The organism is Mycolicibacterium helvum, from assembly GCF_010731895.1.
Classification (GTDB): domain Bacteria; phylum Actinomycetota; class Actinomycetes; order Mycobacteriales; family Mycobacteriaceae; genus Mycobacterium; species Mycobacterium helvum.
The window spans coordinates 1,462,731-1,487,364 of the sequence record NZ_AP022596.1 but is presented as its reverse complement, the minus strand read 5'-3'; the positions used below and the strand labels follow the sequence as shown (position 1 = coordinate 1,487,364).

General features: G+C 65.6%; 26 protein-coding genes and 2 tRNA genes. 12 read left to right on the top strand and 16 right to left on the bottom strand.

The window, feature by feature from the left end:
- Window positions 1-97 precede the first annotated feature (97 nt).
- Window positions 98-994 (bottom strand): hypothetical protein, encoded by an 897-nt coding sequence (locus G6N38_RS06820; protein WP_163746825.1) that lies wholly within the window; start codon window positions 992-994, stop codon window positions 98-100.
- Window positions 995-1,183: 189 nt separating this feature from the next.
- Here G6N38_RS06820 and G6N38_RS06815 point away from each other — a divergent pair, with 189 nt between their 5' ends.
- Window positions 1,184-1,735: a hypothetical protein gene (locus tag G6N38_RS06815; RefSeq protein ID WP_163746824.1), complete on the top strand. Its 552-nt coding sequence runs from the start codon at window positions 1,184-1,186 to the stop codon at window positions 1,733-1,735.
- 96 nt (window positions 1,736-1,831) lie between these two features.
- Here G6N38_RS06815 and G6N38_RS06810 read toward each other — a convergent pair whose 3' ends face one another.
- From G6N38_RS06810 to G6N38_RS06795, 4 genes are all read right to left on the bottom strand, one after another.
- Window positions 1,832-2,857, bottom strand: a complete 1,026-nt coding sequence (locus tag G6N38_RS06810; protein ID WP_163746823.1) for an NAD(P)H-dependent glycerol-3-phosphate dehydrogenase — start codon at window positions 2,855-2,857, stop codon at window positions 1,832-1,834.
- 31 nt (window positions 2,858-2,888) lie between these two features.
- On the bottom strand, window positions 2,889-3,245 hold the full coding sequence (locus tag G6N38_RS06805; protein WP_163746822.1) for a WXG100 family type VII secretion target: 357 nt from the start codon (window positions 3,243-3,245) through the stop codon (window positions 2,889-2,891).
- 19 nt (window positions 3,246-3,264) lie between these two features.
- Window positions 3,265-4,785, bottom strand: coding sequence for a flavin-containing monooxygenase (locus G6N38_RS06800; RefSeq protein ID WP_163746821.1), 1,521 nt, complete (start codon window positions 4,783-4,785; stop codon window positions 3,265-3,267).
- A gap of 70 nt (window positions 4,786-4,855) precedes the next feature.
- A complete protein-coding gene (locus G6N38_RS06795) occupies window positions 4,856-5,347 on the bottom strand; it encodes a YajQ family cyclic di-GMP-binding protein (RefSeq protein ID WP_163746820.1) in 492 nt (163 codons plus the stop codon).
- 106 nt (window positions 5,348-5,453) lie between these two features.
- On the opposite strand from G6N38_RS06795, the gene G6N38_RS06790 reads away from it, so the two are divergent.
- Window positions 5,454-5,536 (top strand) — tRNA-Tyr (locus G6N38_RS06790).
- A gap of 163 nt (window positions 5,537-5,699) precedes the next feature.
- Here G6N38_RS06790 and G6N38_RS06785 read toward each other — a convergent pair.
- On the bottom strand, window positions 5,700-6,392 hold the full coding sequence (locus G6N38_RS06785; RefSeq protein ID WP_163746819.1) for a site-specific integrase: 693 nt from the start codon (window positions 6,390-6,392) through the stop codon (window positions 5,700-5,702).
- On the opposite strand from G6N38_RS06785, the gene G6N38_RS06780 reads away from it, so the two are divergent.
- Genes G6N38_RS06780 through G6N38_RS06770 form a run of 3 tightly spaced genes read left to right on the top strand, consistent with a single transcriptional unit; the run spans window position 6,372 to window position 7,902 of the window.
- Window positions 6,372-7,265, top strand: a complete 894-nt coding sequence (locus G6N38_RS06780; RefSeq protein WP_163746818.1) for a hypothetical protein — start codon at window positions 6,372-6,374, stop codon at window positions 7,263-7,265. The two genes, G6N38_RS06785 and G6N38_RS06780, sit on opposite strands and share 21 nt — an antisense overlap.
- Window positions 7,262-7,639 carry a hypothetical protein gene (locus G6N38_RS06775; protein ID WP_163746817.1) on the top strand — a complete coding sequence of 126 codons (378 nt, stop codon included), beginning with the start codon at window positions 7,262-7,264 and terminating at the stop codon, window positions 7,637-7,639. Before G6N38_RS06780 ends, G6N38_RS06775 begins: the two co-directional genes overlap by 4 nt.
- A complete protein-coding gene (locus G6N38_RS06770) occupies window positions 7,636-7,902 on the top strand; it encodes a hypothetical protein (RefSeq protein ID WP_163746816.1) in 267 nt (88 codons plus the stop codon). The genes G6N38_RS06775 and G6N38_RS06770 overlap by 4 nt, the downstream gene beginning before the upstream one ends.
- A 54-nt stretch (window positions 7,903-7,956) precedes the next feature.
- On the opposite strand, the gene G6N38_RS06765 is transcribed toward G6N38_RS06770, so the two are convergent.
- The 3 genes from G6N38_RS06765 to G6N38_RS06755 form a co-directional block, all read right to left on the bottom strand.
- Window positions 7,957-8,271, bottom strand: a complete 315-nt coding sequence (locus G6N38_RS06765; protein ID WP_163746815.1) for a hypothetical protein — start codon at window positions 8,269-8,271, stop codon at window positions 7,957-7,959.
- A complete protein-coding gene (locus tag G6N38_RS06760; RefSeq protein WP_220101382.1) occupies window positions 8,268-8,540 on the bottom strand; it encodes a DUF732 domain-containing protein in 273 nt (90 codons plus the stop codon). Before G6N38_RS06760 ends, G6N38_RS06765 begins: the two co-directional genes overlap by 4 nt.
- Before the next feature lie 113 nt (window positions 8,541-8,653).
- Window positions 8,654-8,848 carry a hypothetical protein gene (locus G6N38_RS06755; RefSeq protein ID WP_163746813.1) on the bottom strand — a complete coding sequence of 65 codons (195 nt, stop codon included), beginning with the start codon at window positions 8,846-8,848 and terminating at the stop codon, window positions 8,654-8,656.
- Window positions 8,849-9,085: 237 nt separating this feature from the next.
- On the opposite strand from G6N38_RS06755, the gene G6N38_RS06750 reads away from it, so the two are divergent.
- Window positions 9,086-9,192 (top strand) — tRNA-Tyr (locus tag G6N38_RS06750).
- A gap of 46 nt (window positions 9,193-9,238) precedes the next feature.
- Here the strand turns inward: G6N38_RS06750 and G6N38_RS06745 are convergent.
- Together G6N38_RS06745 and G6N38_RS06740 are read right to left on the bottom strand one after the other, a co-directional pair.
- The gene (locus G6N38_RS06745) at window positions 9,239-9,715 is read right to left on the bottom strand and encodes a hypothetical protein (RefSeq protein WP_163746812.1); all 477 of its coding nucleotides are present in this window, start codon (window positions 9,713-9,715) and stop codon (window positions 9,239-9,241) included.
- Window positions 9,716-10,148: 433 nt separating this feature from the next.
- Window positions 10,149-11,246 (bottom strand): DUF2855 family protein, encoded by a 1,098-nt coding sequence (locus tag G6N38_RS06740; protein ID WP_170314155.1) that lies wholly within the window; start codon window positions 11,244-11,246, stop codon window positions 10,149-10,151.
- 176 nt (window positions 11,247-11,422) lie between these two features.
- Here G6N38_RS06740 and G6N38_RS06735 point away from each other — a divergent pair, with 176 nt between their 5' ends.
- The 3 genes from G6N38_RS06735 (at window position 11,423) to G6N38_RS06725 (ending at window position 13,821) form a co-directional block, all read left to right on the top strand.
- Entirely contained in the window at window positions 11,423-12,205 is a 783-nt protein-coding gene (locus G6N38_RS06735; protein ID WP_163746811.1) for a SigB/SigF/SigG family RNA polymerase sigma factor, read from the top strand.
- An 88-nt stretch (window positions 12,206-12,293) separates the two neighbouring features.
- A complete protein-coding gene (locus tag G6N38_RS06730) occupies window positions 12,294-13,004 on the top strand; it encodes a GAF domain-containing protein (protein ID WP_163746810.1) in 711 nt (236 codons plus the stop codon).
- A gap of 64 nt (window positions 13,005-13,068) precedes the next feature.
- Entirely contained in the window at window positions 13,069-13,821 is a 753-nt protein-coding gene (locus G6N38_RS06725; RefSeq protein ID WP_163746809.1) for a GAF and ANTAR domain-containing protein, read from the top strand.
- Window positions 13,822-13,840: 19 nt separating this feature from the next.
- Here G6N38_RS06725 and G6N38_RS06720 read toward each other — a convergent pair whose 3' ends face one another.
- Window positions 13,841-14,446, bottom strand: a complete 606-nt coding sequence (locus tag G6N38_RS06720; protein WP_246227756.1) for a GAF and ANTAR domain-containing protein — start codon at window positions 14,444-14,446, stop codon at window positions 13,841-13,843.
- A 392-nt stretch (window positions 14,447-14,838) separates the two neighbouring features.
- On the opposite strand from G6N38_RS06720, the gene G6N38_RS06715 reads away from it, so the two are divergent.
- The gene (locus G6N38_RS06715) at window positions 14,839-17,022 is read left to right on the top strand and encodes a hypothetical protein (protein WP_163746808.1); all 2,184 of its coding nucleotides are present in this window, start codon (window positions 14,839-14,841) and stop codon (window positions 17,020-17,022) included.
- A gap of 97 nt (window positions 17,023-17,119) precedes the next feature.
- The gene (locus G6N38_RS06710; RefSeq protein WP_163746807.1) at window positions 17,120-18,574 is read left to right on the top strand and encodes a beta strand repeat-containing protein; all 1,455 of its coding nucleotides are present in this window, start codon (window positions 17,120-17,122) and stop codon (window positions 18,572-18,574) included.
- A gap of 78 nt (window positions 18,575-18,652) precedes the next feature.
- Here G6N38_RS06710 and G6N38_RS06705 read toward each other — a convergent pair whose 3' ends face one another.
- The 4 genes from G6N38_RS06705 to G6N38_RS06690 form a co-directional block, all read right to left on the bottom strand.
- Window positions 18,653-19,003: a heme-binding protein gene (locus tag G6N38_RS06705; protein ID WP_163746806.1), complete on the bottom strand. Its 351-nt coding sequence runs from the start codon at window positions 19,001-19,003 to the stop codon at window positions 18,653-18,655.
- Between the two features lie 436 nt (window positions 19,004-19,439).
- Entirely contained in the window at window positions 19,440-20,885 is a 1,446-nt protein-coding gene (locus G6N38_RS06700) for an APC family permease (protein ID WP_163746805.1), read from the bottom strand.
- Window positions 20,882-22,342 (bottom strand): MFS transporter, encoded by a 1,461-nt coding sequence (locus G6N38_RS06695; protein ID WP_163746804.1) that lies wholly within the window; start codon window positions 22,340-22,342, stop codon window positions 20,882-20,884. Before G6N38_RS06695 ends, G6N38_RS06700 begins: the two co-directional genes overlap by 4 nt.
- A 65-nt stretch (window positions 22,343-22,407) precedes the next feature.
- The gene (locus G6N38_RS06690; protein WP_163746803.1) at window positions 22,408-24,045 is read right to left on the bottom strand and encodes a LuxR family transcriptional regulator; all 1,638 of its coding nucleotides are present in this window, start codon (window positions 24,043-24,045) and stop codon (window positions 22,408-22,410) included.
- 158 nt (window positions 24,046-24,203) lie between these two features.
- Between G6N38_RS06690 and G6N38_RS06685 the strand changes: the two genes are divergently transcribed.
- Window positions 24,204-24,626 (top strand): hypothetical protein, encoded by a 423-nt coding sequence (locus G6N38_RS06685; RefSeq protein ID WP_163746802.1) that lies wholly within the window; start codon window positions 24,204-24,206, stop codon window positions 24,624-24,626.
- Window positions 24,627-24,634 lie beyond the last annotated feature (8 nt).

Sequence of the window (24,634 nt, the reverse complement as noted above, 5' to 3'; positions counted from 1 at the left end):
CCTTGTCGTGGCGCTCGTTTGATGTGCGTCAAGCACGGGGACCGTCGTTGCGTTTCCCGATCGGGTGACTTTTACACCCGGTGGGTGGCGTCGATCACTATTCGCCGGTCGACGGCGGCTTACCCACTTTGCCGATCCCCGAGGGTGCGTCGGGCCGGTTGAACAACCGGTTCACGGTGTCCGAAACCTGGGTCAGCACGTCGTTGACGAACTTGCCGGTCGCATCGGACAGGTCGGATTTGGCCCCGGGGGAGGTGATCGACGATCCCGAACGCCCCGGGGTGAAGTCCGGTGCCGGCCGCACCACGTTGAGGCGCGGTCCGGTGTTGTCGGCAGGTGCCGCCGGGGCTGGCGCGGTCGAGGGAGCGGGGTCGTTGGGCGCCAATGCCGGCGGGCTGGATTGCGGCGCGGGTTGATCAATAGGGGCCGGGTTCAGGTGGCCGAGCACGGCCGCGCCGAGCGTCCTGGCGGCGACGGCGGCGAGGTCATTAATGCGTTCGACGACCGCCACCACACCGTCCGGGTAGGTGATGGTGGTGGTCTGGGTGCGCGGATCGGTGTGGCAGACCATGGCGCCAGTGCAGGTGACACCACCGGCTTGGTCGACGGGCCGTTTGTCGACGCGCTTGGCCAGCGCGTTGCCGTCGGTGAAGACGGTCAGGATCTGAACTTTTGCCCGGGCATCGAATTCGTAGTTGATGTGAAACACGTCGTTCGACGGATCGGTCGAGTTGAGGAGTTCGGCGAGGGTGGCGGCGTCGTCGGAGCCGCCGCCGATGGACAGCACCCCGTTGTCGGGGTCGGTCTGCAACGCCTGGTAGTCGAAGATTCGGACCATGGCGTCACCGACCGGGTTGGTGGCGGTGTTGTGGAAGACCATCGCGGCCAGGCCGACGACGGGCGTGCTGACGGCCTGCGGATGCGTGGCGGCCAGGACCATGGTTGTGAGGGCGAGGCTTACCACCGCCGCGCCTCCGCGCAGCGGCCTCCTCACGTGCCTGCGCACCGAACGGCCTCTCCGGGTCCCAATTGGAATCCTTTAAGTGTAGGTCGCGGCCGGCCCGAACTGATGCGAATGTGCCGGTCGGAATGGGTCGACACGTAACGAATCAGGGCGGTCGGGTCGATGGATGAGGCAAGTGTGCAGGCTGCGCCGCGAGCGGCGCTTACGTAGGGTGTGGTGATGCTGAGCAGAATCCTGATCGGCCTGGTGAGCGCTGCGGGCGCAGCTGCGATCGGTGTACCGGGTGTGGCCTCGGCCGACCCTGATCCGGCTCCGGCCCCCGTCCTTCCCAACGTCAACGCCTACACGCCGGTGAGCCCGGTGGCGTACACGGCGATGGGCGGCAACTGGTACGCGTTCGCTGGTCCACCCGGTGTTACCTGCGTTCTGGATAAGGGCAACGGCAGCTACGGCTGCAGCGGCGCGCTACCCGGTGCGCCCGGCGGCGCGAATCTGGTGAGTGCTGGCCCCTCCGGCGAGCCGGGATTCTCCAGCACGGGCGCGTCGATCTACGCCGCTGCCGGTGACGTCAAGCCATTGCCGCCGAACACGCGGCTGAGCTTTCGCGATATCAGCTGCGGCGTCGACGGTGGCGGCACGGTCGCCTGCGTGAACAACCACGATCAGGTCGGCTTCGTCGTCGGCCCGGGGGCCACGTTCACCTCGGGACCCAGCCCGATGCTGGATCGCCCGAAGAACACCAACCCGTTCATGCCGTCGTTCCCGAGCTGAGCCCGGCACACCACATCGATTCTTGCGGTGAGCGCGTGATCCGGGCGCGGATGGGCGCTCACCGCAGAATGAATGCGGTCATTGCAGAGTCGAGGCTTAGAAGTGTGAGTCGTTGACCTCGTGGCCGGGCTTCTCGGCCATCAGGCCGCGGTAGGCCTGCTCGACGTTGGCGCCGTGATTGACCACGGCATCGACTTCCCGGGCGATCGGCATGTTCAGTCCGTACTTCTCGGCGAACTCCATGATCACGCTGGCGGCCTTGACGCCTTCGGCGACCTGATTCATCGAGGAGATGATTTCCTCAATGGTCTTGCCTGAGCCCAGTTCTTCACCGACGTGGCGGTTGCGGCTGCGCTTGGAGGTACAGGTGACGATGAGGTCGCCCATGCCGGCCAGCCCGGAGAAGGTGTCGCGGTGGCCGCCGATGGCCTCGCCGAGTCGCGACATCTCCCGTACGGCGCGGGCCATCACCAGCGCCCGGGTATTTTCGCCGATGCCCAGCGAGTAGCCCATCCCGACGGCGATGGCGTAGACGTTCTTCAGCGCGCCGGCGATCTCGACGCCGACGACATCGTCGGTGGTGTAGACGCGGAACCGCTTGGTGCGGAACATCTTCGCGAGGTTGGCGGCCAAATGCTGATCCGGCATGGCCAGCACGGCTGCGGCGGCGTAGCCGTCGGCGACCTCACGCGCGATGTTGGGGCCTGCGAGGATGCCGGCCGGGTGGCCGGGCAGAACTTCGTCGATGACCTGGCTCATCCGCATGTTGGTGCCTTGTTCGAGGCCCTTGACCAGGCTGACGACGGGTACCCAGGGGCGTAGTTCCTTGCTCAGCTCGGCGAGCACGCCACGGAAGCCATGCGAGGGCACGCCCATGACGACGACGTCGGCACAGCTGGCGGCCTCGGTGAAGTCGGTGGTCGCGCGCAAGGTTTCCGAGAGTTCGACGTCATCACCCAGATAGCGGGAATTGCGGTGGTTCTCGTTGATGTCCTTGGCGGTCTCCTCCGAGCGTACCCACTGCAGCGTCGGGCCGCGGCGGGCGCAGATGGATGCGACGGTGGTACCCCAGGATCCGCCACCGAGGACGACAACTTTGGGTTCGCGGCGATCAGACGTCATGGCGTTCAGGGTATTGCGACTACCCCGGTGTTCATGTGGAGTTCGGCAACTGGGATGCGACGTCTCGCAGATTCTGGCTGTTGGCCTGTTCGTTGGCAGCGAATACGGTGGCACAGGTGTGCAGGCTCTGGGCGTGCTCGCCAACAGCGGTGACGAGCTCGGTGGTACGGATGTTCCACTTGGCCATCCGGTTGGCCAGGGCTTGGGCAGAGGTGCCTCGCCAGCCTCCTGTGGCAGCGGAGATGCGGGTGCTGGCGCCGGTCTGGCTGGCCTGTAGGTCGTCACCGTGGCCGGTGACGTTCGTTGCGGACTGGGTCAGGGCGTCGAGGTCGACGGAGAGTCGTTCGGGCGTGCCACCAGTGATATCAACCGAGGGACAGACCGTCACTTCACCTTGGCGGCGCCACCTAACCCGTCACGCGCGCCGGGTTGGCCACCCGTCCGAACGTCATGTTCTCGTCGACCTTGTCGATGAAGTGGTGGTCGAAGGCATCGGCGAGGTAGTTCTGCCGCACCACCCATGGTCGTTTGAGGCCCGATTTGGGTAGCGCGTGCGCGTTGCGCAGCACGTAACCGGCCTGAATGTCCCAGGCTGGCTTCTCGGCGATCGGCTCGCCGCCCAAGTGCGGGAAGGCGTGCGTGTAGCCGTGAGACTTCATGTGCGCGATCAACTTTGCCGCGGCGCGCGCGGTCATGTCGGCGCGCAGCGTCCACGACGCGTTGGTGTAGCCGATGCACCAGATCAGGTTGGGCACGTCCTCGAGCATGTGTGCCTTGTAGGAGAACCGCTCCTGTGGCTTGATCTCGTTGCCGTCCAGCGTGATTCGCACGCCGCCGAGGGCGTGCAGCTGCAAGCCGGTGGCCGTGACGATGATGTCGGCATCCAGGTGTTGACCGGACTTCAGCGTGATACCGGTTTCGTCGAAGTGGTCGATATGGTCGGTGACCACCTCGGCGCGGCCACTCTTGATGGCCTCGAACAAGTCACCGTCGGCCACCAGGCACAGCCGCTGATCCCACACGTTGTAGCGCGGCTTGAAATGCACATCGACCGGGTAGCCCGCGGGCAGTTCCTTCACGTTCTGCGCCCGGATGATGTTTCTGGCCAGCCCAGGGGCAGTCCGGGCCAAGAACCAGACGACGCTTTCGAACGCCACCGCAAAGTAGCGCGCGAACGCGTGAGAAATCTTGCGCGGGGTGAACTTTCGGACAAGTTCGATGAGCGGGTTGACCCGTGAGCCGGCCAGCAGATAGGTCGGTGAACGCTGCAGCATGGTCACCTTGGCCGCCGTCTGCGCCAGCGCCGGAATCAGCGAGACGGCGGTGGCCCCGCTACCGATGACGATCATCTTCTTGCCGGTGCAGTCGAGGTCGTCGGGCCAGAACTGCGGATGCACGACCGTGCCCTTGAACGTCTCCAACCCGGGGAAGTCGGGGGTGTAGCCCTCGTCGTAGTTGTAGTAGCCGGACCCGAAGAACAGGAAGCGGCCGCGGTAGGTCGCCAAAGCTCCAGTCGCGCCGTCCTTGGTATGGACGGTCCAGGTGTCGGTGGTCGAATCCCAGTCGGCGGACTGCACGTGGGTGGTGAAGTGGATGTGCGGGTAGATGCCGCGTTTGTGGGCGGTGTCCTCCATGTACTCACGGATGTGGTCGCCGTCGGCGACGCCTTCCTTGCGCGTCCACGGTTCCCACGGCCAGGACAGCGAGAAGATGCTGCTGTCCGAGCGGACGCCGGGGTAGCGGAATAGGTCCCACGTGCCGCCGATGCGCTCGCGACGCTCGAGGACGACGTAGCGGGTTCCGGGGTTGCGTTCGGCGATCCGGTAGGCCGCGCCAAGCCCGGAGAACCCGGCGCCGATGATCACGACGTCGTACGAGCCGCCGTCCTGCTCGGCGGGTACCGGCTCGGTGTCCGGGGTGGCGGTCATCGCGGTCCTCGCTTCGTGCGTGTAGTGATGGTCACCACAGTAAGCACTGGCGGGCCGCCGGGCGAGAGACCTACCGGTAGTTGACGAACTGCAGCGCGACGTCCAGGTCGGCGCCCTTGAGCAGAGCGATGACGGCCTGCAGGTCGTCGCGCTTCTTGGAGCTCACCCGGATCTCGTCACCCTGGACCTGGGTCTTGACTCCCTTGGGGCCGTCGTCGCGGATCAGCTTGTTGATCTTCTTCGCGTTCTCCTGGTCGATGCCCTGCTTCAGGCCGCCGCTGACCTTGTAGGTTTTGCCGCTGGCCTGCGGTTCTCCGGCATCGAAGGCCTTCATGGAGATGTCGCGGCGAATCAGCTTCTCCTTGAAGACATCGACGGCGGCCTTGACCCGCTCCTCGGTGGAGCTGACGATCTCGATGGCCTCGTCGCCCTTCCAGGCGATGGTGGTGTCGGTGCCGCGGAAGTCGAACCGGGTGCTCAGTTCCTTGGCTGCCTGGTTCAGCGCGTTGTCGACCTCTTGACGGTCGACCTTGCTCACGATGTCGAACGATGAATCCGCCATTGGACTCGTCCCCTTCCCTGACGTGATCGGCCGGTTTGTAGTTGAGGTACATCCTCGTTGTACCCTGCTAGTCGCACCAAACCGGATCCCCGGCGCGGCGCACCCAGGCAGGTTGCCCGAGCGGCCAATGGGAGCGGACTGTAAATCCGTCGGCGAAAGCCTACACAGGTTCGAATCCTGTACCTGCCACCGAGGTTGGAGCCTATTTTGGCGTTGGGTCGAGGATCGGGAAATCCCGAAAAGTGCACAGAAGTGCACAACTCGACCACAACTCGGCGTAGCTGTCATCGAACACACCGCCGAGAGCGGTTGCCGGCGTTTGCCCGTGCGGGGGAGGGCGCGCGAGGGAGCGCTAGGAGAGGTCGCGCATCTTGGTCGCGAAGCTCTTTGCCGCGACGTCCAGAGCGCTGCGGTGGGGGTTCACGTAGGTCTGCAGTGTGAAGGCCTTCGACGCGTGGCCGAGCCCTGAGAGATCAGCGCGGTCGGCACGTTCTTCAGGTGCATCAGGGTGCCGCAGGTGTGCCGGGCGGTCGTGCAGCCGGACGTGGCGGACCCCGGCCGCCTTGAGCATCCGGGCCCAGCGCGAGGTGAGGGCGTGGGGGCTGAGTGCGGCCCCGGACTCGTCGACGACGACGTACCCGCTCGGCTGGTAGTCGGCGCCGAGCCGCAGCCGATCGGCTGCCTGGATTCGGCGGGCGGCTTTGAACTCGGCCACCAGGTGCGGGGGCAGCGGCAGCTCGCGACCGCCGGCCCGCGATTTCGGTGTGCTCTCCACTAGGTTGGTGCCGTATCGGAGTCGGGTGTGCGCGACGGTCAGCGTCTCGGAGTCGAGGTCGACGTCGGCCCACCGCATGCCGGCGATCTCGCCGCGCCGCAGACCACTGAGGCCGAGCATCCATGCGATCGCGTACCGGTCGCCAGCGATGTGTGCTTCGAGGATCTCCACCTTCCGCCTCAGTGAGTGGTTGGGCGGCTTCGGATCGGCGGCCGGCCGGTCGACCAAGCCGGCCACGTTGCGTACGACGTGCCCCTGCTTCATCTCCATCTCGAGAACGCTGCGTCGCTGATTCCGCCGAAGGGCTACTGCTACGCCAACGTGGCGACGTCATCGCCCTCACCGGCCCCGCCCAACACCTCAGACCCGGTGCCGTCGTTCGACCAGGTCGCGCTCGCGTTCATCGCCGAGGACCGCCGCCGCAACATCACCCCGCGCGGCATCGTCATCGCCTTGTCGGTCGGGCTCGTCGAGTCGAACCTCAAGATCTACGCCAACCCGAAAGTCCCTGCGTCGATGCAGATCCCGCACAACGCAGTCGGCTACGACAGCTACTCGGTCGGCCCGTGCCAGCAGCAGGTCGTCATGGGCGCGAACGGCTGGTGGTGGGGAGACGCCGCCACCTGCATGAACCCCACCAGCTCATCGGGGCTGTTCTACGACCGGCTCGTGCGCTTCGACTACAACAGCACCGCCCACACACCGGGCTGGTGCGCCGCTGAAATCCCGCAGCCCGCAAAGCAATACCGCGGCCGTTACGACGACCGCATGGCCGAGGCTCAACAGCTCTACAACCGACTGGCCAACCAGGCACCCGACCTCGGCGAGTGGGAGGCACTCATGGCATCCGACGATCTACTGCCATCAACATCGATGTTCAAGACCCCCGGCGAGCCGCCGAAGTACACGCGGCAGCTCGTCCAGGCCGCCGCCAAGTTCGGGCACCAGGCCGACACCATCGCGCGTGCACGGGCAGGCATCAAGGCCGACATCGACAAGATCGCCCTGGTGGCCGCGGGTAACGGCGACCCCGTGACGGCGCGGGACCAGGACAGCATCGCGTACGCGCAGTGGCTGCTGGCCGACATCAGCGGCAAGACCGTCGCCGAGATCCAAGCTCAGTTGAAGCGAATCCCAGCGTGACGACTTACACCCCGGCCACTGTGGCCAAAGCTCTCGTGGCGTTCGGCGTGACCACTGTCAGCACAGCTGGCGGACTCGCGCATGGCGTCGATCTGTCGGTGCTGGATTTCGGTCAGTGGCTGATCGCGCTCGGGGCGGGATTGACTGCTGGCGGTGGCGTGTTCGGCACCCCGAACAAGGACCACAAGCCTGCACCTGAGCAGCCATCTCCGGTGGATCAGGTCATTGCCGCCCTGCCCGCGGTTGTGCAGAACGCGGCGTCCGCGAACGCGGACCTGCAGAAGGTCACCCAGGCGGCAACCGATGTGCTCGGCCTTGGAGACGATCTGGTCGGCAAGGTCGAGCAGGCCATCGCCAACGCCACGAAACGGTGAACCTGCTCAACCCCACACTGTGGAACAACATCGGCGTAGTCACTGTGGTGGTGCTGGCCGGCATCTCCGTCGCGAAAGGGTGGCTCGTCCCAAGGTCGCTGCATCGGGAGATGTTGAGCCACAAGGACGGCGCCATCTCCGACCTGCGGGCACGCGCAGCTGAGGACGCCGCCACGATCCGTGTCCAAGCGGAAACCATCAGCAGCCGAGACGGCGCCGAGCTCGTCGCCACCCGGCTGCTCCGGGAGACCCGGGCCGAATGAGGACCCGATGGTGTGGGCGCGTCGTCGCCGCCGGTTCCGAAGGTCAGCCTGGAGTCAGGGCCAACCCGGCCACGCACCACCACAGCCACCAGGACCTGCCGGAGTGGGGATCACGGGGCTACCGCCGTCGAGCACGCACCACAGTTTGAAGCCGCCACGGGACACTTCGTAGTGCCATTTCGTGCCGTCGTCGTAGGGTTTCCCGTCGCACCAGCCGACGAGCTGCGTGGTGTAGCCGGTACCCCCACCGGGGCACCAACCGGCCATCAAGTTCGGGGTGTGCGGGTCAAACGTCGCCGGTTCAGCGGCGGCCGGCGCTGCGAATACCAGGGCTGCAGCTGCTGCGAGGGTGATTGTCCGCGTAATCATGGGCAGTCCGGGTAGGTCAGCATCGCTGTTGAGGAGAACATCAACGCATCACCCATGTTCATTCCGACCTCGTTGACGAGCCGACTGTTGACGAAGGCGGCGTCTGCGCCGTCTCGAAACATTCCGCATACGGAGCGTGCATTCGACACGAAGGTCGCCACGTTGACGACAACCCAGCCGTGCGACTGCATCTTCGCGATGAAGTATCGGTCGAAGTCGTTGAGCATGAACGTCGGTGCGGGCGGCGGCGGGGCCATGGTGTGAGCCACCCGGATGTCCTTGGTGAAGGGGATGTGAGGCGGCTCGGGTTTGGGGCTAGGCAACGCAGCGGCCGGTGAGGCTAGGGCGAGGCCTGCAGCGACAACCGTAACGAGAGCGCGGGCTAGTCCAGCCATGACAGGAGAGACCAGCTGTCCGGTGACCACAGGGTGGCCAGCCAGGTCCACGGCCACCAGTCGCCGGGGAATAGCACGACGGCGGCGATGAGAATGGTCAGCCCGTACGCGATGATCAGCCAGGCGGTGACCAACGGATGTCGGTGCATCGCTGCTCTCGCCTGCTTGATGGTGCCGCCCACCAGAGCCTCCCCCTGTCAATTTCCTGTGAGCAGGGAGGTTACGGCACCGTCAAATCATGGGCAAGGGTCCGGTGGCGATTGGAGAGTTTGCTGGTCGGTTGCCCCGTGTTCCCGCCAGTTGTGCACGGGATGTGCACAACTCGTGCCCCCTGACGGCGTCCAGCTCCGCTTAACGTGACGTGACACGGTGTTACACCGCTGAACACTTTCCCGAGGTCAGGACGGGTTTCTCGCCGCGGCTGGCGCCGGACTCGGTTAACACGGTGACGCACCGATTTACAACGCGTTTCGGACTGTAAATCCGTCGGCGAAAGCCTACACAGGTTCGAATCCTGTACCTGCCACGTTGTTCAGGCCCGGTATTCACCGGGCCTGATCGCGTTTAAGGGGCTAGCGATCTCGTCCGCTGCCGCCGACTGCTCGCTTGCTCGTGGATGACTTCTTCGACGTTCCTGGATTTTGGTCGCTGCCGTGGGTTGCCTTCGGAACGGCGGCTGCGGCGGGTTGGACCCGGGTGCGGGTGACGGTGTCGGACTGGCGGCGGGGCCCTGCGACGTCGCGGCCAGAGTGGGCCGTCGAGGCTGGGGCCTCGCCGGACTGCGTGGCGGCGGCGACTGCCTTCGCCTTCGCCTTCGTCGCGGCCGCGGGTTGGGTAGTGGCCTTCGGCAGCAATGCCGACAACATGACCAAAAGGCCCCCGACGATCAACGCTGGCGGTGCGACCGCGTAGATGAGTGCGGTGAACGCCGCCACGAAGGCCACGGCCTCTGGGATAACTTGTCGGTCGGTGAGCTGCCAAAACAAGACCGGAATCACTGCGCTCAGCGGAATCGTGACCGGAAAGCCGACGTACCAGATCGGGGCCAACAGTAATCCGGCTCCGGCGATGACTATTCCTTGGAGGACTTGCTCGGCGGAATCCGGTGCCGCGCTTGCGGTCGGGGTTTTCGCTGCCGCAAGGGAATTCGATCCAGCGGGCTCGGAACTGAAGCGACCGTTGATATCACTGAAGCGGCGAGAGTGGCCTCCAAATACGCAACCCTGCCGACGTGCGGCGCACTTGGCAGAGCCGTTCCCGCTCCCGCCGCCACGACGGCGGCAGCGACGGCCGCAGCGCACCCATTCCGCAGCCGATTGCGGGACCTTACGGTCCATGTCGTCGCGCCAACTGCCACGGTCATACCGCTGCCTTCCCCCCGAAGATCCGTTTCCTGAGAAATTATCAGGAAACGTGGCAAAATCTCGTGCTTTGGCTTCTTCGTGCGGTGGTGGGCTCTGGCCGCGCGCTGCCGACCCCGGTTCACACCGACAGAATGTGGCCCTCGGCGGCGGGCACGGTCCCGTCCAACAGCGCGGTATAGCTCTGCTCGACGGCATCTCTGCCTTGTCGCCTCACCACCGTCAGCCAGGGGTGCTCGGCATTGGTGACGGGCTCCATGAACGCCGTCCACGCGGCCGCCATCCGCTCCTGAAATCCGGCCGGGCCCCACTGCGCGATCCGTTTGCCGGCCTGGTCGGGTGCGAAGAACAACACCGGTGCGGGACCGGGCAATTCGTCGCCACCGCCGAGGGCATCCCAATGCGTGGCACCCACCAAGCAGCTGTACGCGAGCCGATCGCCGAGCCTGCGATGCACCGCGGCGCGCACCGCGGGGTCTCCGCTGAAGTCGACGTAGACCGACTCCACCTCGGGCAGTGCCGTTGCGACGTCGTCGTAGCACAGCACCTCGTCGTAACAGCCGAGCGCGCGGGTGAATGCGGCGTTGGCTGGTGACGTGAGCCCGACGACGGTGACCGCGTCGGCGGTGGCGCGTCGCTGCGCCAGGCAGAACGCGGTGCCGTAGGCCGTCTTGCTCGACGCACTGGACAGCACCACCGTCGTGGCGCCGAAGAACCCGTTGTCGGCAAGGAAGTCGTCGATCAGGAATGCCGTGGCGAACAGGGGGCGAAGCAACGCCTGTTGCGCCTCGCGGTGGGCCGCGTAGCCCGGATCGGCACTGCACCGCACGTAGTGGTTGTAGATCGGATGCAGGGCGCGCCGGTGCTCGGCGCCATCGGTGAAACCAGCGGGGTGGACTCCCTCGGCCTGCAGCACGACGTCGTCGCCAATCGGCCAGTAGCCGTAGAAGCGTTCTCCGACTTCGACTCCAGCGCAACGTGATTCGACGACGGAGGCGAAACCCCATACCGGAACGTGGCCAGTTCCGGGATCACTGGTCGGGAAGAACTGCCAGTAAGCCATCGCGTCGCCAAGGGCCGCGTAGGTGATGTTGTTCGACGTCAGCGCGAAGGCGTCGATGCGCAGCCGCACCTCGCCGTCGTCCACAGAATTCGTCGGTGAGTCCGCCCAGTGGAAGGCGCGCAGGTCGTTACGTTCCACCACCAACCGTGTAGTCATCGAGTCTTCCTTTCGCGGCACTGTTCGATCCTGTCATCGGGGCAAACCCGGCGGGGTTGGATTCCTGTTCGCGCACATGTTTCCTCGGTCGAGGGGTAGGGTAGTGGGGGTACAAGCAGGTTCAGATTCGGGCCGCGAACTCCTTTACGTGAAGCTAACGACAAAGGAACCTGCTGATGCCCAAATCGACTGCGGACTACTCGGAATTGAACGAGATGTTCCGCCACCTCCAATCGCTCGAGCAGGGGTCGCCGCCGTTCCAGCGCCAACGCGACGAAATCTTCGAACACAGCCTGAAGCTTGCCGATCACATCGCGCGCCGGTACAGGGGCCGGGGCGAACCCTTCGACGACCTTGTGCAGGCTGCCCGGGCCGGCTTGGTCAGCGCCGTCAACCGCTTCGATGTCGACAACGGGGCGGACTTCTTGTCTTTCGCCGTGCCGACTATGTTGGGCGAGGTCCGCCGCCACTTCCGGGACCACACGTGGGCGATCAAGGTGCCCCGAAAGATCAAAGATGTTCAACCCCAACTGATTAGTGCGGCCGAAGTGCTATCCCAACGGCTCGGGCGAGCGCCAACGATCGTGGAAATCGCCGATTATCTCGGTCTGGCGCGCGAGCTCGTCGTTGATGCGACGATCGGTGGCGCTCACTACTCGACAATATCCACCGATATGCCGGCAGGAGGCGACGACGACCGACCGGTCAGTCACGCGATCGGCGTCGTCGACCTCAACCTGGAGAAGGTTCTCGATATTGAAACGGTCCGACCCCTGATCGCCGCGTTGCCCGAGCGGCAGCGAACCGTTCTCACCCTTCGATTCTTCGAGAACCTGAGCCAAACCCAAATCGCCGAACGTATCGGCTGCTCGCAGATGCATGTCTCGCGCATCCTTGCCAAGGCGCTCGAGACGGTGCGCAGCAATGCCAGTGAGTCCACGCTGGCAGCGGCCGGATAGGCCCGGTTTCGCTTTTGCCGCATGGATACTCGGCCGCAGTTCGGCATATCCACATCCACGAAGGGCAGGGCCATGGAGGCGGTCACCAATGTCGAACATCGAGCAGCGGCTCCTCGACGCACTGGGTGATGCCCGCGGTGTCAAAGCCGCCGACCGCCTATGCGAAGCGTGCGTCGACCTGATTGATGTCGATGCGGCGGCATTGTCACTAGTTTTTGATGGTGTCAACGTCGGTACGGTCGGCGCCAGCGATGCGCGGGCGCGGGTCTATGACGAGATGCAGTTCGTTGTGGGTGAGGGGCCGTGCCTGGACGCAGTCGCTCACCGCGCGCCGGTGATGGTCGCCGACCTCGCCGACGTTAGCGAACAACGATGGCCAGCGTACGGACCGATGATGATCGCGCACCATATCCGCGGCGTGTACGCGGTCCCGGTCGCGGTCGCGGGTGAATACATCGGGGCGCTGGATTTGTTCCGTACCGTGCCTGGCGACCTTTCCGGTGACCAGATCGCGGGCATGGTGCTCGCCGCGGAGCTGGTCCAACTGCCGCTGCTGGACCTGCTGAGTAAAGATCTCCAGACCGGGTTCTCAGATCCGACGAGCAACGCGTGGGCGGATCTGAATGCGTTGTCGCGATCCGAAGTCAGCCAGGCCACCGGCATACTCATGGCTCAGCTGAACCTCACCGCCGCTTCGGCCCTTGCTCGGTTACGGGCGCACGCCTATGCGTCGGGTCGCAGCGCCACGGGTATTGCTCGCGACATCATCGACCGCCGCTTGTCGTTGGAGGCAGACTGATGGATAGGTCGTCGCCAGACCAGGTTCTGCCGTGGCTACCACCGCAGAGTGATGAGAGTGGGCAATGATGGACACACCCAGGGAAACGCGCGTGCTGGGAGCGGTCGTCACCCTTGTCGACAGCCTGCTCGACGATTTCGACATCGTCGAACTGCTCACCGATCTCACCGAACAATGCGCGCGGCTTCTCGACGTTCGCGCCGCGGGCCTGCTGCTGGCGGGGCCGCGCCAAGACCTTCAGTTGATGGCCGCGACCTCCAAGCGCTCGCACGATCTCGAGGTCTTTCAACTCCAGGCCGTCGAGGGCCCCTGCCTGGACTGTTTCAAGACCGGCCAACCGGTGTCGGCGCCCAATCTCGAAGCGCAGAAAGCGCGTTGGCCGCGCTTCGTTGCCGCTGCCACAGCTGCCGGGTTCCTGTCGGTGCACGCGGTTCCCATGCGTGCCGCCGGCACCGTGCTGGGGACTCTCGGGCTGTTCGGCACTCAAGTTGGATCGCTTGGTGACGCCGACCTGTTAGTCGCACACACGCTGGTGCACGTGGCGTCCGTGGCCATCCTGCAAGAAAACTCCCCGTCGCCGACCACCGTCATCCCGTCGCTGCGCGCGGCGCTGACCGATCGCGTGGTTGTCGACCAAGCCACGGGATTCGTGAGCGAACGCCTCGGTGTCTCCATGGAAGAGGCATTCGGCTTACTGCGCCGGTATGCGCAATCCCATCCTCGGCATTTGACCGACGCGGCCCGGTCCGTGGTGGCTGATCACGAGCAGCGCGCAAGTATCCTGGCGGCGTTGTTGGATCTCGTCCCGCGCGGCTAAAGCAGCCGAACCGCGGAGTTCACTGCAGGCCTGATTCGTGTTCCGCAACAAGCCAGCGGGCCACGTCGACAAGCTTGATATTCGTGTCCGCCGAGGCGCGGGTCAGCATCGCGAAGGCTTGCCCACCGTTCACATTGTTGCGTTGCATCAAAATGCCTTTGGCTTGGCCGATGACGTCGCGGCTGGCGAGTGCCGACTGGAACTGGTTTGCCGCGGCCGCGCCGAACATCGCCACCGCCGCGTGCTGGGCGACCACCGCACCGACTTCGAATGACTCCTCCGAAAAGCAGCCGGCCTGTGCGCCGTAGAGGTTCATCGCGCCGAGATTCTCTGATTCGACGAACAATTGAAACGACAGCAGACTATGGGCACCTAATGCTATTGCCTGCCGGGAGAATTCAGGCCAGCGGGTTTCGGTCGACATGTCCTCGATATGCACGGTGTGGTGCTCACGCAAGGCGGTCAGGCAAGGCCCGTCGCCAAGCTCGTTCTGCAGCTCGTCGAGTTTTGCCGCGATAGGGTCGGTGGGAGCTTTGGCCACCACTTTGCGGCCTTCGATCATCGAGATGCCCACCCAGCGTGCCCCGGGCACGATGTCTGCGGCTGCCTCGACGATGATGTGCAAGGTCTCGCCGGTGCCCGTCTGGGCTTGCATTCTCACCGCGAGGTCGCCCAGCGTCCGGGCTAACTGCCGGCTGCTTGGTGCAGGCATAGGCCGAGGGTACGCCCGGCGGGGGCGGATTACCCGATACGATCCCGCCGGCCACAGGGTTGGACCGACGGGACCTAAGCAGATCGTGTGGACGCCCACAGTGCGTGCCTAAGTCAGCTGTGCCCGATTACTGTGAACCTAAACCCCTATTGCGGACGCTTAGCCGAAGCGGTGGGCCAGGACCAGCGTCGGCGCGGCAGTTAACAAGTTTTCGTTCCCAACTCCGCCCGTACACGTGTGCGTCACCGGCGCCGTGTGCTATACCCCTAGCAAATTACTTGCACGTCAACGTCGGGGTGGGTGCCATGGGGCAGCAGGGTCGCTACAACATCGGACGAGTCGGGGCTTTGGCCATCGCTCTTGGCGTTGGCGGGGTGATCCTCGCCCTGCCGGCGGTGGCCGACGCTGACACCGGTGTGGGGAATTCGGGCAAGACGACCTCGTCTGCCGGCAAGCCGGCTCCCCGGAATGCGGCCAAGCCGGCCAACCGTGTCGTAGCCAAGCCCTCCGGTGCGCTCACGGTCGCCAGCCGGGTACCGCTTTCTCAGCTGGGCACAGGCAACGATCCGCTGGCTCCGGTGACCGAGCCGCTGTCCTGGGCGGCGCTGGCGGTGACTCGTCGTGAGAAGATCGCCGGGTCAGTGCGGTTGATCGACGTTCCTAGCCGTGGAATCACCAGTGGGACCACCGCTTTGGTTCCCGGCGCCAGTGATACCAATATTGCGCCGCTGGCGGCCTCCGCCACGGCCGGCCCGGCCCTCAACGCCGCGGTGCAGAACTTCATCGACACCCGTCTGCCCGGGTTGAAGCCCATCGCCGACCAGTTGGCGCCGATCGTCGCCGATGGCATTCAGGACCTGTTGAGCAATGGCGCGGTTGGTGCCGAAGTTGCTCGGCTGGCCGCGAATGACGCAATCCTGCAATTTGTTTCGACGAAGGTCTCGAACGCGCTGGGCGCATACTTTGGGGTTCCCGACACAGTGGGCACCGTCGTCGGCGACGCCGCGGCCAACTTGATCCGCAACACGTTGGGCAATACCGGCGTGCAGAGTGCTCTCGATGTGATCGCGGGTGCGGTGCGCCCGACGGAATACCAGTACACCGCGATCACGGCCGGCCTGAACGCCAATGATATTGCGCCCCTGGCGACTTACCTCAAGTCGATCGCCGCTAATTCCTCGGGCGAGATCGCCACGTTCTTGAGCGACGCGACGGTTCGGGCCGCGCTGGCCGCCGCCACGTCCCAAGCCGTGATCGATCTCACCACCGGTTCGGCTGTGTCTACCTGGCTCGGTGGCCTCGCCGGCGGCTGGGTCTCGGAAGCGTTGGGTGGGGGCGCCGCTGCCGAAGGCCTGGGTAACGCGGTGGGCAACGCCGTACAGGGCCTGCTGAGCAATACCAAGGCGATGCAGGGGCTGGCCACAGTGGCCGGCGCGGCGGTCACGAACCTGTTGGGCACGCCGGGTGTCGCCGCCGCGGTGGCCGATGCCATCACCCAGTTCGGTACCGGAGTTTTGGCCGGCACCAACTGGATTGACGCGCTGGACGTCGCCTGGCAAGGACTGGTTGCGGATTCGGCGTTCCGATCGGCCCTGGGCCCGGCCACCGGCAGTGCGGTGTACTCGCTGGTCACCAATTCCGACGTGGTCTCCGCGCTGGCGTCGACCGTGACGGGTCTGGTCAATGATGTCGCCGGTAACACCGCTGTCCGCGCGTTCCTCAGCGAGTTGCTCGGACCCACGTACGGGCCGACGGTGGTGAGCACCCTGGCCGATCCGACGTCCGCGGCTCAATTGGCCGCGACAGCCGGCGCAGTGATCACCAGCTTCCTCGGCCAGGCCGGGGTGGCTGCGGCGCTGTCCACCACCGCCGACCAGATCGTCACCGCGCTGCTGGCCGGAGCGTCCTTCACCGGCGCTGTGCAGGACGGCCTGCAGTCCCTGGCGGCCGATCCCACCGTGGTGGCCGCGTTCAATGCCACGGTCCCGGATGCGCTGAAAGGTGTGCTGAAGGCCCCCGCCGTGCGAAACGTGGTCAGCGAAGTGGCGCAGGGCGTCGTCGCCAATCTCCTTGAGCGGACACCGCTCAACAACTCGGCGTTCGCGCCGGCAGCAACTCAGGTGACGAAGGTGGCGGTGGACGCGTTGTTGTCCAACCCGGCCGCTCAGGATCTGATCGGCAGCCTGGCCGGCGACATCCTCAACGGAACGTCCGCGACTGAGCTGGTGAACACCGTGGTTGCGCAGGTCGTGAAGAGCCAGGCGCTGCAAATCGCGCTCGGCCAGGCAATCGGCCAAGGGATCGGCGCACTGCTCGGCGACAACCCGGTCGCGTTCGCCGTGGGCCAGTTGGCCGGCGTGGCGGCGGCGCTGTTCTTCGGCTTCGCGGCCGGGGCGGCGCAGCTGTTCGGCGCAACAGGTGGCGGCGCGGCGGCCGCCAGCATCCCGACCGGCACCTCGTTCCTGCTGTTGCCGGTGCCTGCTGCGTGAGGCGAAATTTGCATCAAGCGCCGGGTAGTCAGCCATACTTACGGCTGCACGACAGCAAATTCATCAAGAGCGATCTAGGTGTGACAGGGGAAGCATCATGATTACATCCGCAAAGTCTCGTGGCGCGATTACCGGCGTCCTGGCTGCGGGCGCCACCGCGACCGGGCTGCTCGCCGGCGCCGCCTTGGGCTCGGCTCCCACCGCGAACGCGAGCTGCGCGTCCTTCTTCGGTATCGGGAACAGTGCCTCCTGCACCAGCACGCCGTTGAGTATCGCCATCGCATTGGGTAACGGCGCGACCGCTCATGCCAGCGGGTTGTTCGGCGGGGCCTTCGCTGTCGGCACCAATTCCTCGGCCACCACCGGAGATGCGTTCACCTTCGCGACAGCGGTCGGCAATGGATCGGCTGCGACGGCCAACGGATTGTTCGGCATTGCTACGCAGCTCGGCCCGAATGGCTCTGCCACCACTGCAGGTTCGGGATTCCTGGGCAACCTCGGGTTCAATATCGCTCTGAACGTCACAACCCCTAACGCGGGGGCCACAAGCAGCAGTGTGGTTGCCGGTGGCACCGGCGGTGGCGGCAATATCGCCCTCAATCTCTTCGGCACCGGCACTGCCGGGAATTCGAACAGCATGAGGGTGGTCGCGAACGGCCTGCTCGACATCGCCTCGAACTGGGGTGGCCGTAACAACGTCGTCGAATCCGGTTCCTCGTCGGCGGGGTCGATCATCAACTTGGCCACCAACCTTTTCGGCAACGGCAACAACGTCACTGCCCAGGGCGGCATCTTCAACTGGGCCACCAACATCCTGGGTGACGGCAACGAGGTCAAGACAATCGGCAGCCTGGTCAACACCGCGAGCAACATCTTGGGCAGCAACAACACGGTCGAGACCATCGGCGGCTACGCGAACTGGGCTCGCAACATTCTCGGCAATGGCAACACCGTCTCGGTCACGAACGGCTATGGAAACGTGGTCCGCAACTTGTTTGGCAGCGGCAATAAGGTGACGACGACAGGCGGCGGCTACGGCAATACGGCGCAGAATTGGTTCGGCACCGGCAACGTCGTGACCATCGCGGCCGGCATCTACAACTCCGCAACTAATATCCTGGGCGGCACCAACAACAAGCTGATTTCGCAAGGCGGATATCAGAACTCGGTGTTCAACTTCATCGGCAGTAACAACGTGTTGACCGTCGGCGGCGCCGGCAGTAACTGGAACTTTGTGGCCAACGCCTTGAGCGGCGGCAACAAGGTGACCGCCGGCGGTGCGGGCGGCAACTACACGGCCGGGTTCAACGTGCTCGGCGGCACCAACACCGTGGAGGCCGGCCCGGGACCGCTGGCCCTTGCCGGAACTATCTTCGCGAACGGGCAATCCGTCACCAAGACTGGCCCCGGCATCGCGATCAACAACTTCCGCATCGGTGGGGCGCAAGCGACTGCCGGCCAGAGCAGCAAGGCTCCCGCAACGAAGGCCAAGACCGGCGATAGCGGCAGCAAGGCTGGAACCGCGGGAAGCAAGCGGGCTCAGAAGAACTAGGGACGTCGGCTAAGGGGCGGGCACCTGGTGGGTGCCCGCCCCTTAGCGACAACAGCCGGGAGTCTTTGGTCGGAGCGCCTAGCTCATCGGGCCCATATCGTCGGGCATCGGCGCATCGCAGCGCGACCGGAAGTCGGCGGCCGGCTGCCTGACGGCCTTGATCTGGTCTCGGATCTCGGGATTGGCCTGCAGGTAGTTGGACACCGCAGTGCTCATCTCATCCCGGGACTTGCCCTTGAGGCTGGTGAAGAAAGCGTTCACGTCGGGATGGGTGAACAGGTATACCGACATCCCGGCATTGACGCCGGACAGGACCTGAGTGAGATCGCCTGCCGTGCAGTTCGGTTCATCGGCGGCAGCGGTGGCCGCACTGCCGAGGAGGGTTGTGCTGGCGATGATGCCTGCGCCGATCAAGCTGCGGATCAACATGGACGTGACTCCTTCACGATGAGGGATGGACGGGGCGCGCTTAGTTGCGGGGGCCTGGCCTGGGGGGCCTGGGGCTAGGCCCCGGCCCCGGGTTCGGGCGAAGGGAGAGATCAAGATTCCAGCCGTCGTCGCAGTACCACGGGTCGGCGCAATAACCTGGGTAGGCAGGCCCGGCAATCGGTGCGGTTGGCCCGCCGCCGCGCACTTCACCCTGGGCGCACACCGTCGCCGCACCGGCATTCGTGCAGTCCGCAGCGGCGGGCGTTGCGGAAATGAGGGTGCCTGGCCCCATGACGGAGATCAGTCCCAACGTTAGGTAGCACGGAACTTTACGCATGGCCGTCGCCTCGATCCCAAGGGGGGCCGTCGCAACCAGTTGACTGTGCCAGCCCCCGACCTAATAGTTGTGCAGCCTACTCTCTGCCGGGGCCGCCGCCTAGAACGCGCCGGGTTCGCCCGGTTCGGTCTCCAGTGCTTCGCGGTTGAAGACCAGCATCGCGGCGAAGTACAGGCCACCGACCAGGATCAAACCCAACACGATGAGGCCGGGAATCCTTGCCTCACTGGGGGATACCAGGACGAAGATGGAGAAGGCCACCCAGATCAGCGCGGTGTAGGCCACCGGCAACTCGAAACGGCCGAGGCTGAAGCTGCCCTCTTTGGCTTCCAGGCGTTTGCGTACACAGAGGTAGAGCACAACGATCCCGCCGTACAGCAGGGCGGGCAGGATGGTCGACGCGACGATCAGCTGCAGTAGTGCGGCGCCGGGCAGCGCGACCATCAGCACGACCCCGATCACCAGAATCAGGATGGTGGCGGCCACCGGCGTCCGAGTGCGCGGGCTGACGCGGCGGAACAGCGTGTGGCCGGGGAAGCGGGAATCGCGCGCCATCGCGAACGCTTGGCGCGAGCACGCGGCGATCATCACCATCCCCGCGCCGAACATCGCGAACACGATGCCCGTCAACAGAACTCGCTCCATCACCGGACCGAGCTGGTCGCCGATGATGGTGGCCACCGGCGATCCGCTGGTCGTCACCCGGGTGATGTCCTTGATCGCCAATGTGAGGATGACGACGAACAGCAGCCCCAACACCGCCGAGGCCGCCACCGACGAGACGATGGCGCGCGGGACGCTCCGAAACGGATCCTTGGCCTCCTCAGCCAGATTCGCCGCGGAGTCGAAGCCGACGAGCGTCACCAGGCCCATGATCATGCCGGCCATCAGCGGGCCGCCGATCGCGAAGTAGTTGGGTGCGTCGGCCGCGACGCCGCGCGAGATGAGGTTGCCGACGGTGCCGGTGTGTGAGAACGCCATGACGGCGCCGAGGCCGACCACCAACACCGCCAGGATCGCCAGCTCGAGTCCCACCGCGGCGGACGTCACTATGCCGAGCAACCGGGTGGAGGCGATGACGAGCACCGCCTGAGTCAGCAACAGCGCCAACGTGATCAGCCGGGCGACGTCCTCGTCGGGTGCGATCCCGAACAGTGGCATGAGCGCTTGGCTGGCCAGTGCGTTGTCCATCGCCGCCACCGCGATGGCCAGGAACCAGAACGTCAACCAGCCGAACAGCCAGCCGACTTTCGGGTTCGCCAGTCGCGACGCCCACTGATAGGACGAGCCGCTGAGCGCGATACGGGCGGCGAACTGTGCGACCACCAGCGCCACCAGTATTTGGCCGATGGCGGCGATGACCCACAACCAGATCCCCACCGGCCCTGAATAATTGAGCACAGCACCGTAGGTCGCGAAGATGCCGACGACCACCGAGATGAACGCGAATGAGATCGCGAACACCTGAAACCCGCCGAGGGTGCGTTTCAGCTCCGGCTGGTACCCGGAATGTCGGAGTTCCTCGTCGGTCGATTCAGCGGTCATCCCGGCACCGAGCCTTCCTCAGAGTTGAGGCAACCATAAGGCAGGGGCTGCCAGTGGGGCAGCGGCTTGAGCAATACCCAGACCGCCAGCGCCGATGTCAGCAGCAGGGCCGAACCGATTCCCGCGGCGAGGGCCAGGCCGCTGGTGAAGGCAGGGTGGTCGGCCGTCACTGCTGCCGCGAACGGGTGGGTGTCGGGCACCTGCGCCACGTGCCGGCACACGCCGGCGATCACGCTGCCCAGTAGCGCGATCCCCAGTCCGGTGGCCAGCTCGTAGGCGGTCTCCGAGATCCCGGCCGCGGCACCGGCGTTCTGCGGCGGCACGCTGGTGATGACGACGTCGTTGGCGATCGCGAAGGCCACCCCGAGCCCGGCGCCGATCGCAAACAGGGCGATGCCGATTTGCGGGTAGGTGGTGGACGGGCTCAGCGCCGTCAGCGATCCCAGCGCGGCGCCGATCCATACCAGCGCGGTGGTGAGGACCGCGCGTTGCGACCAGTACCGCACGGCGACACCGGCGAGCACACCGAACGTCATCGCTGCCACCGCGGCGGGCAGTTCGGCCAGTCCGGCCTGCAGCGGGCTGTACCCCTGAACCAGCTGCAAGTACTGCGACAGGAAGTAGAGCACCGACGAAGGGCCCAGCACCGTAAGCGAATTGGTGACGACCACACCCGAGAACCGCCGATTGGCGAACAACCGGACGTCGATCAGCGGGTGCGGTGTGGTCAACTGGCGTCGCACGAACAGGACCAGTGCCGCGGCACCGACCAGTCCGGCCACGACGATATCGGCGTGCAGCCCGTGGGCGGCGCCCTGCTTGGCGGCGTAGACCAGGCCGAGCATGCCGGCCAGGGACAACCCGACGCCGGCCAGATCCCATGGCCCCGGGATCGGGTTGCGCAGTTCGGGAAGCAGCATGATGCCGCCCGCGACCAGCGCCACGATCATCGGCACGTTGATCAGGAACACCGAGCCCCACCAGAAGTGCTCCAACAGCGCGCCGCCGATGACCGGGCCCAGCGCGGTTCCCGCGGCGAACACGGACGCCCAAATGCCCATCGCCACAGACCGTTCCCGCGCGCTGGAAAACAGGCCCCGGATCAAGGCTAGGGTCGACGGCGCCAGGCTGGCACCCGCGATACCGAGAAGTGCGCGCGCGGCGATCAGCAGCTCGGCGGTCGGTGCGTAGGCCGTGGCCAGCGAGGCGATGGCGAAAGCGGTTGCGCTGCAGAGTAACAACGTCTTGTGTCCGGTGCGGTCGCCGAGGCTGCCCATCGTGATCAGCAGTCCGGCGAGCACGAACGAGTAGATGTCGCCGATCCAGAGGAGTTGGGTGGCCGAAGCGCCGAGATCCTTGGAGATCATCGGTGTCGCGACGGCCAGCACGGTGCCGTCGACTCCGATGAGTAGCACGCCCAGGCTGAGCACGCCCAGCGCGAGCCAGCGGTGGCTCATGGATTGAACGTATGGCGCGCAGGCGCCCCGCGGCATCGGGAGAAAGGTGCGTTTGTGCAGGCAGGCTATGGTGCAAATGATGTAGGCGCGCTCGGCCGCACCTTGTTGTCGTGGGCCCAGGCCGCTGCGGCGGTGCGCGAGGAGACGCCGAGCTTGACGTAGATGTTGGCCAGGTGCCGCCCGACCGTCTTCTCGCTGATGAACAACTGCTTGGCGACGTCGCGGTTGGAGGCGCCGGCGGCGATACCGGCCAGCACCTCGAGCTCGCGTTTGGTCAGGCCGCCGGGCGCTGCCTCGGTTGGCGCCGCCTGGCTGGGCACCGCGCCGAGCTGCTGGAAGATGGCCTGCGCGTTGGCAGCGTCGGTGACCGCGCCCGCCTTGTCGCCGGTGCCCTGGCGGGCCAGCGCCATCCACTCGTAGACCTGGGCCATCTCGTAGCGGCACTGGGTGTTGCGGTAGCGCTTTAGTGCGTCTTGTAAGACGGGCAGGGCGTCGGCTTCGCGGCCCTGCTTGACGAGCACGGCGCCGCGGGCGTGGCGGGCCCAGGCGCGGAAGCCGGGGGAGTCGAATTTCTCTGCACCGGTTTCTAATTCGGTGCAGTACTGGTCGGCCTCGTCGACTTTGTTTCGGGCCAGCGCGATTTCGACGGCGGCGGGCAGCAGCCGGGTGCGGTTGATGTCGTCGTTCTCGGCGTCGATCCGCAGCCGCAGGTCGGTCGCGGCGGCGGCGTCCTCACCGAGCTGGCAGCGCAGCAGGGCTTCGCCGGGTTGGGGGTCTTTGTTGTGGTCGCGTGCGGTGGCGAAGGCGGCGCGGGCACCGTCGATATCGCCTTTGCGGCGACGGATCTCGCCGAGTTCGTAGTAGCCCTTGCCCGTGGTTCCGGGGAAGTCGCCGAGCGCCGCGATCGCGTCGAGTAGGCGCTGCTCCACCTGGTGGTAGTCCTTGGTCGCGCTGTGTAGGTCCATCTTGTGGACCTCGCAGGTGGTGCCGTACCAGGAGGCCGAGACCTGCGGGCCTTTGCGCCAGACTTCCATGGCGTCGAACCAGGTCTTCATGCGGTTGAGGTCGGCCAGGCGATGGCATTCGTAGATGACGGCGCAGTAGATGTCACCGGCCCAGTCGACCGGGACCTGGTCGGCCAGCACCGGCATCATCGCCTCGTCGAGTTGGGCGAAGGCTTCGGTGGTGCGGGCAAACGGCAGCATCGTGACGCCGCTGGCCGTCGAGAAGAGGGCGGTGAAGCCGGGGTCGTTGAGTCTCGTGGTGACCTCGTGAAGCTGCTCGACGAGGGCGGCGGCGACGTCGTTTCGGCCCTCGTCGATGGCGACGAGGGAGTCCAGGTAGAGCAGGTAGGCCAGGACCTGGTCGTCGGGTTGCTTGTCATGCAGGCGGCGGGCGCGGTTGATCCAGACGCGGGTGATGGTCAGGTCGCCGCCGTTGAACCACTGCAGGGCGACCTCGACGGCCTTCATCGCGGCGGCGCGGGTGTCGTTGGCGGCGCTGAGCCGGTTGAACGCCTGCTCAGAGAGCTGCATGGAGTGCCGGCCGTGGCCCAGCCGCCAGGCCGCCATGCCGTAGCAGGACAGGTCGTCGGTGGTCAGTTCTTTGGTGCTCTGGGCCGCGGTGAAGTGGTCGTAGGCGGTGCGCCAGTCGCCGCGGGAGTACGCGTCGCGGGCGGTTTCGAGGTCGTGGTCGGCACCCATAGTGATCGGCTAACGCTAGCCCAGGCGGCGGCGATAAAGGTGCTGAACAGGTCGGGTCGCAGAGGGTTTGCGTGGGTAGCGTCGAGAGCTCAAGCTGCCGCTTCGTACATTGTCTGCATACTGTTGACAACCGTCGACCGTGGGTAAGGGGTTGTGTCATGCGCGCTGGTCATGTCGTTGCAGCGGGGGCGATGGTGTGCGGGCTTGTGCTGGCCGCCGCCCCGGTGGCGTCTGCGTCCGACGATCTGCTCAGCGGCACCTTCGATGTGAAGGGCCCGAACACACTGATCGACACCTGGACCATCTCGAACCTGTGCAACACGATCGAGCCGGGCTGTCTGGCCAACGTGACGTCACCGCTGATCGAAGGCAAAGCCGTCTACCAAGGTATGCACACCTGGATGATGAGGATCGTTGGTCAGGTGCCGGTGTGCCCCGATAGGTCTAAGACCAAGGGCGCGATGGTCTTCACCTGGAACTCGCAGACCTTGCAGGGTCAGGTGATGGAGATTCAGCAAGGGAACTGCCAGATGACCCGGCCGGGGCAGACGCAGATTCCGATTACGTTGGTGCCTGCGTAGGGGGTTGG

Excerpts from the sequence above, each read along its gene's own strand:
- G6N38_RS06815 (WP_163746824.1), top strand. The coding sequence starts at position 1,184 with ATGCTGAGCAGAATCCTGATCGGCCTGGTGAGCGCTGCGGGCGCAGCT.
- G6N38_RS06810 (WP_163746823.1), bottom strand. The coding sequence starts at position 2,857 with ATGACGTCTGATCGCCGCGAACCCAAAGTTGTCGTCCTCGGTGGCGGA.
- G6N38_RS06800 (WP_163746821.1), bottom strand. The coding sequence starts at position 4,785 with ATGACCGCCACCCCGGACACCGAGCCGGTACCCGCCGAGCAGGACGGC.
- G6N38_RS06795 (WP_163746820.1), bottom strand. The coding sequence starts at position 5,347 with ATGGCGGATTCATCGTTCGACATCGTGAGCAAGGTCGACCGTCAAGAG.
- G6N38_RS06785 (WP_163746819.1), bottom strand. The coding sequence starts at position 6,392 with ATGGAGATGAAGCAGGGGCACGTCGTACGCAACGTGGCCGGCTTGGTC.
- G6N38_RS06765 (WP_163746815.1), bottom strand. The coding sequence starts at position 8,271 with ATGATTACGCGGACAATCACCCTCGCAGCAGCTGCAGCCCTGGTATTC.
- G6N38_RS06740 (WP_170314155.1), bottom strand. The coding sequence starts at position 11,246 with ATGACTACACGGTTGGTGGTGGAACGTAACGACCTGCGCGCCTTCCAC.
- G6N38_RS06735 (WP_163746811.1), top strand. The coding sequence starts at position 11,423 with ATGCCCAAATCGACTGCGGACTACTCGGAATTGAACGAGATGTTCCGC.
- G6N38_RS06730 (WP_163746810.1), top strand. The coding sequence starts at position 12,294 with ATGTCGAACATCGAGCAGCGGCTCCTCGACGCACTGGGTGATGCCCGC.
- G6N38_RS06725 (WP_163746809.1), top strand. The coding sequence starts at position 13,069 with ATGATGGACACACCCAGGGAAACGCGCGTGCTGGGAGCGGTCGTCACC.
- G6N38_RS06715 (WP_163746808.1), top strand. The coding sequence starts at position 14,839 with ATGGGGCAGCAGGGTCGCTACAACATCGGACGAGTCGGGGCTTTGGCC.
- G6N38_RS06710 (WP_163746807.1), top strand. The coding sequence starts at position 17,120 with ATGATTACATCCGCAAAGTCTCGTGGCGCGATTACCGGCGTCCTGGCT.
- G6N38_RS06705 (WP_163746806.1), bottom strand. The coding sequence starts at position 19,003 with ATGTTGATCCGCAGCTTGATCGGCGCAGGCATCATCGCCAGCACAACC.
- G6N38_RS06700 (WP_163746805.1), bottom strand. The coding sequence starts at position 20,885 with ATGACCGCTGAATCGACCGACGAGGAACTCCGACATTCCGGGTACCAG.
- G6N38_RS06695 (WP_163746804.1), bottom strand. The coding sequence starts at position 22,342 with ATGAGCCACCGCTGGCTCGCGCTGGGCGTGCTCAGCCTGGGCGTGCTA.
- G6N38_RS06690 (WP_163746803.1), bottom strand. The coding sequence starts at position 24,045 with ATGGGTGCCGACCACGACCTCGAAACCGCCCGCGACGCGTACTCCCGC.
- G6N38_RS06685 (WP_163746802.1), top strand. The coding sequence starts at position 24,204 with ATGCGCGCTGGTCATGTCGTTGCAGCGGGGGCGATGGTGTGCGGGCTT.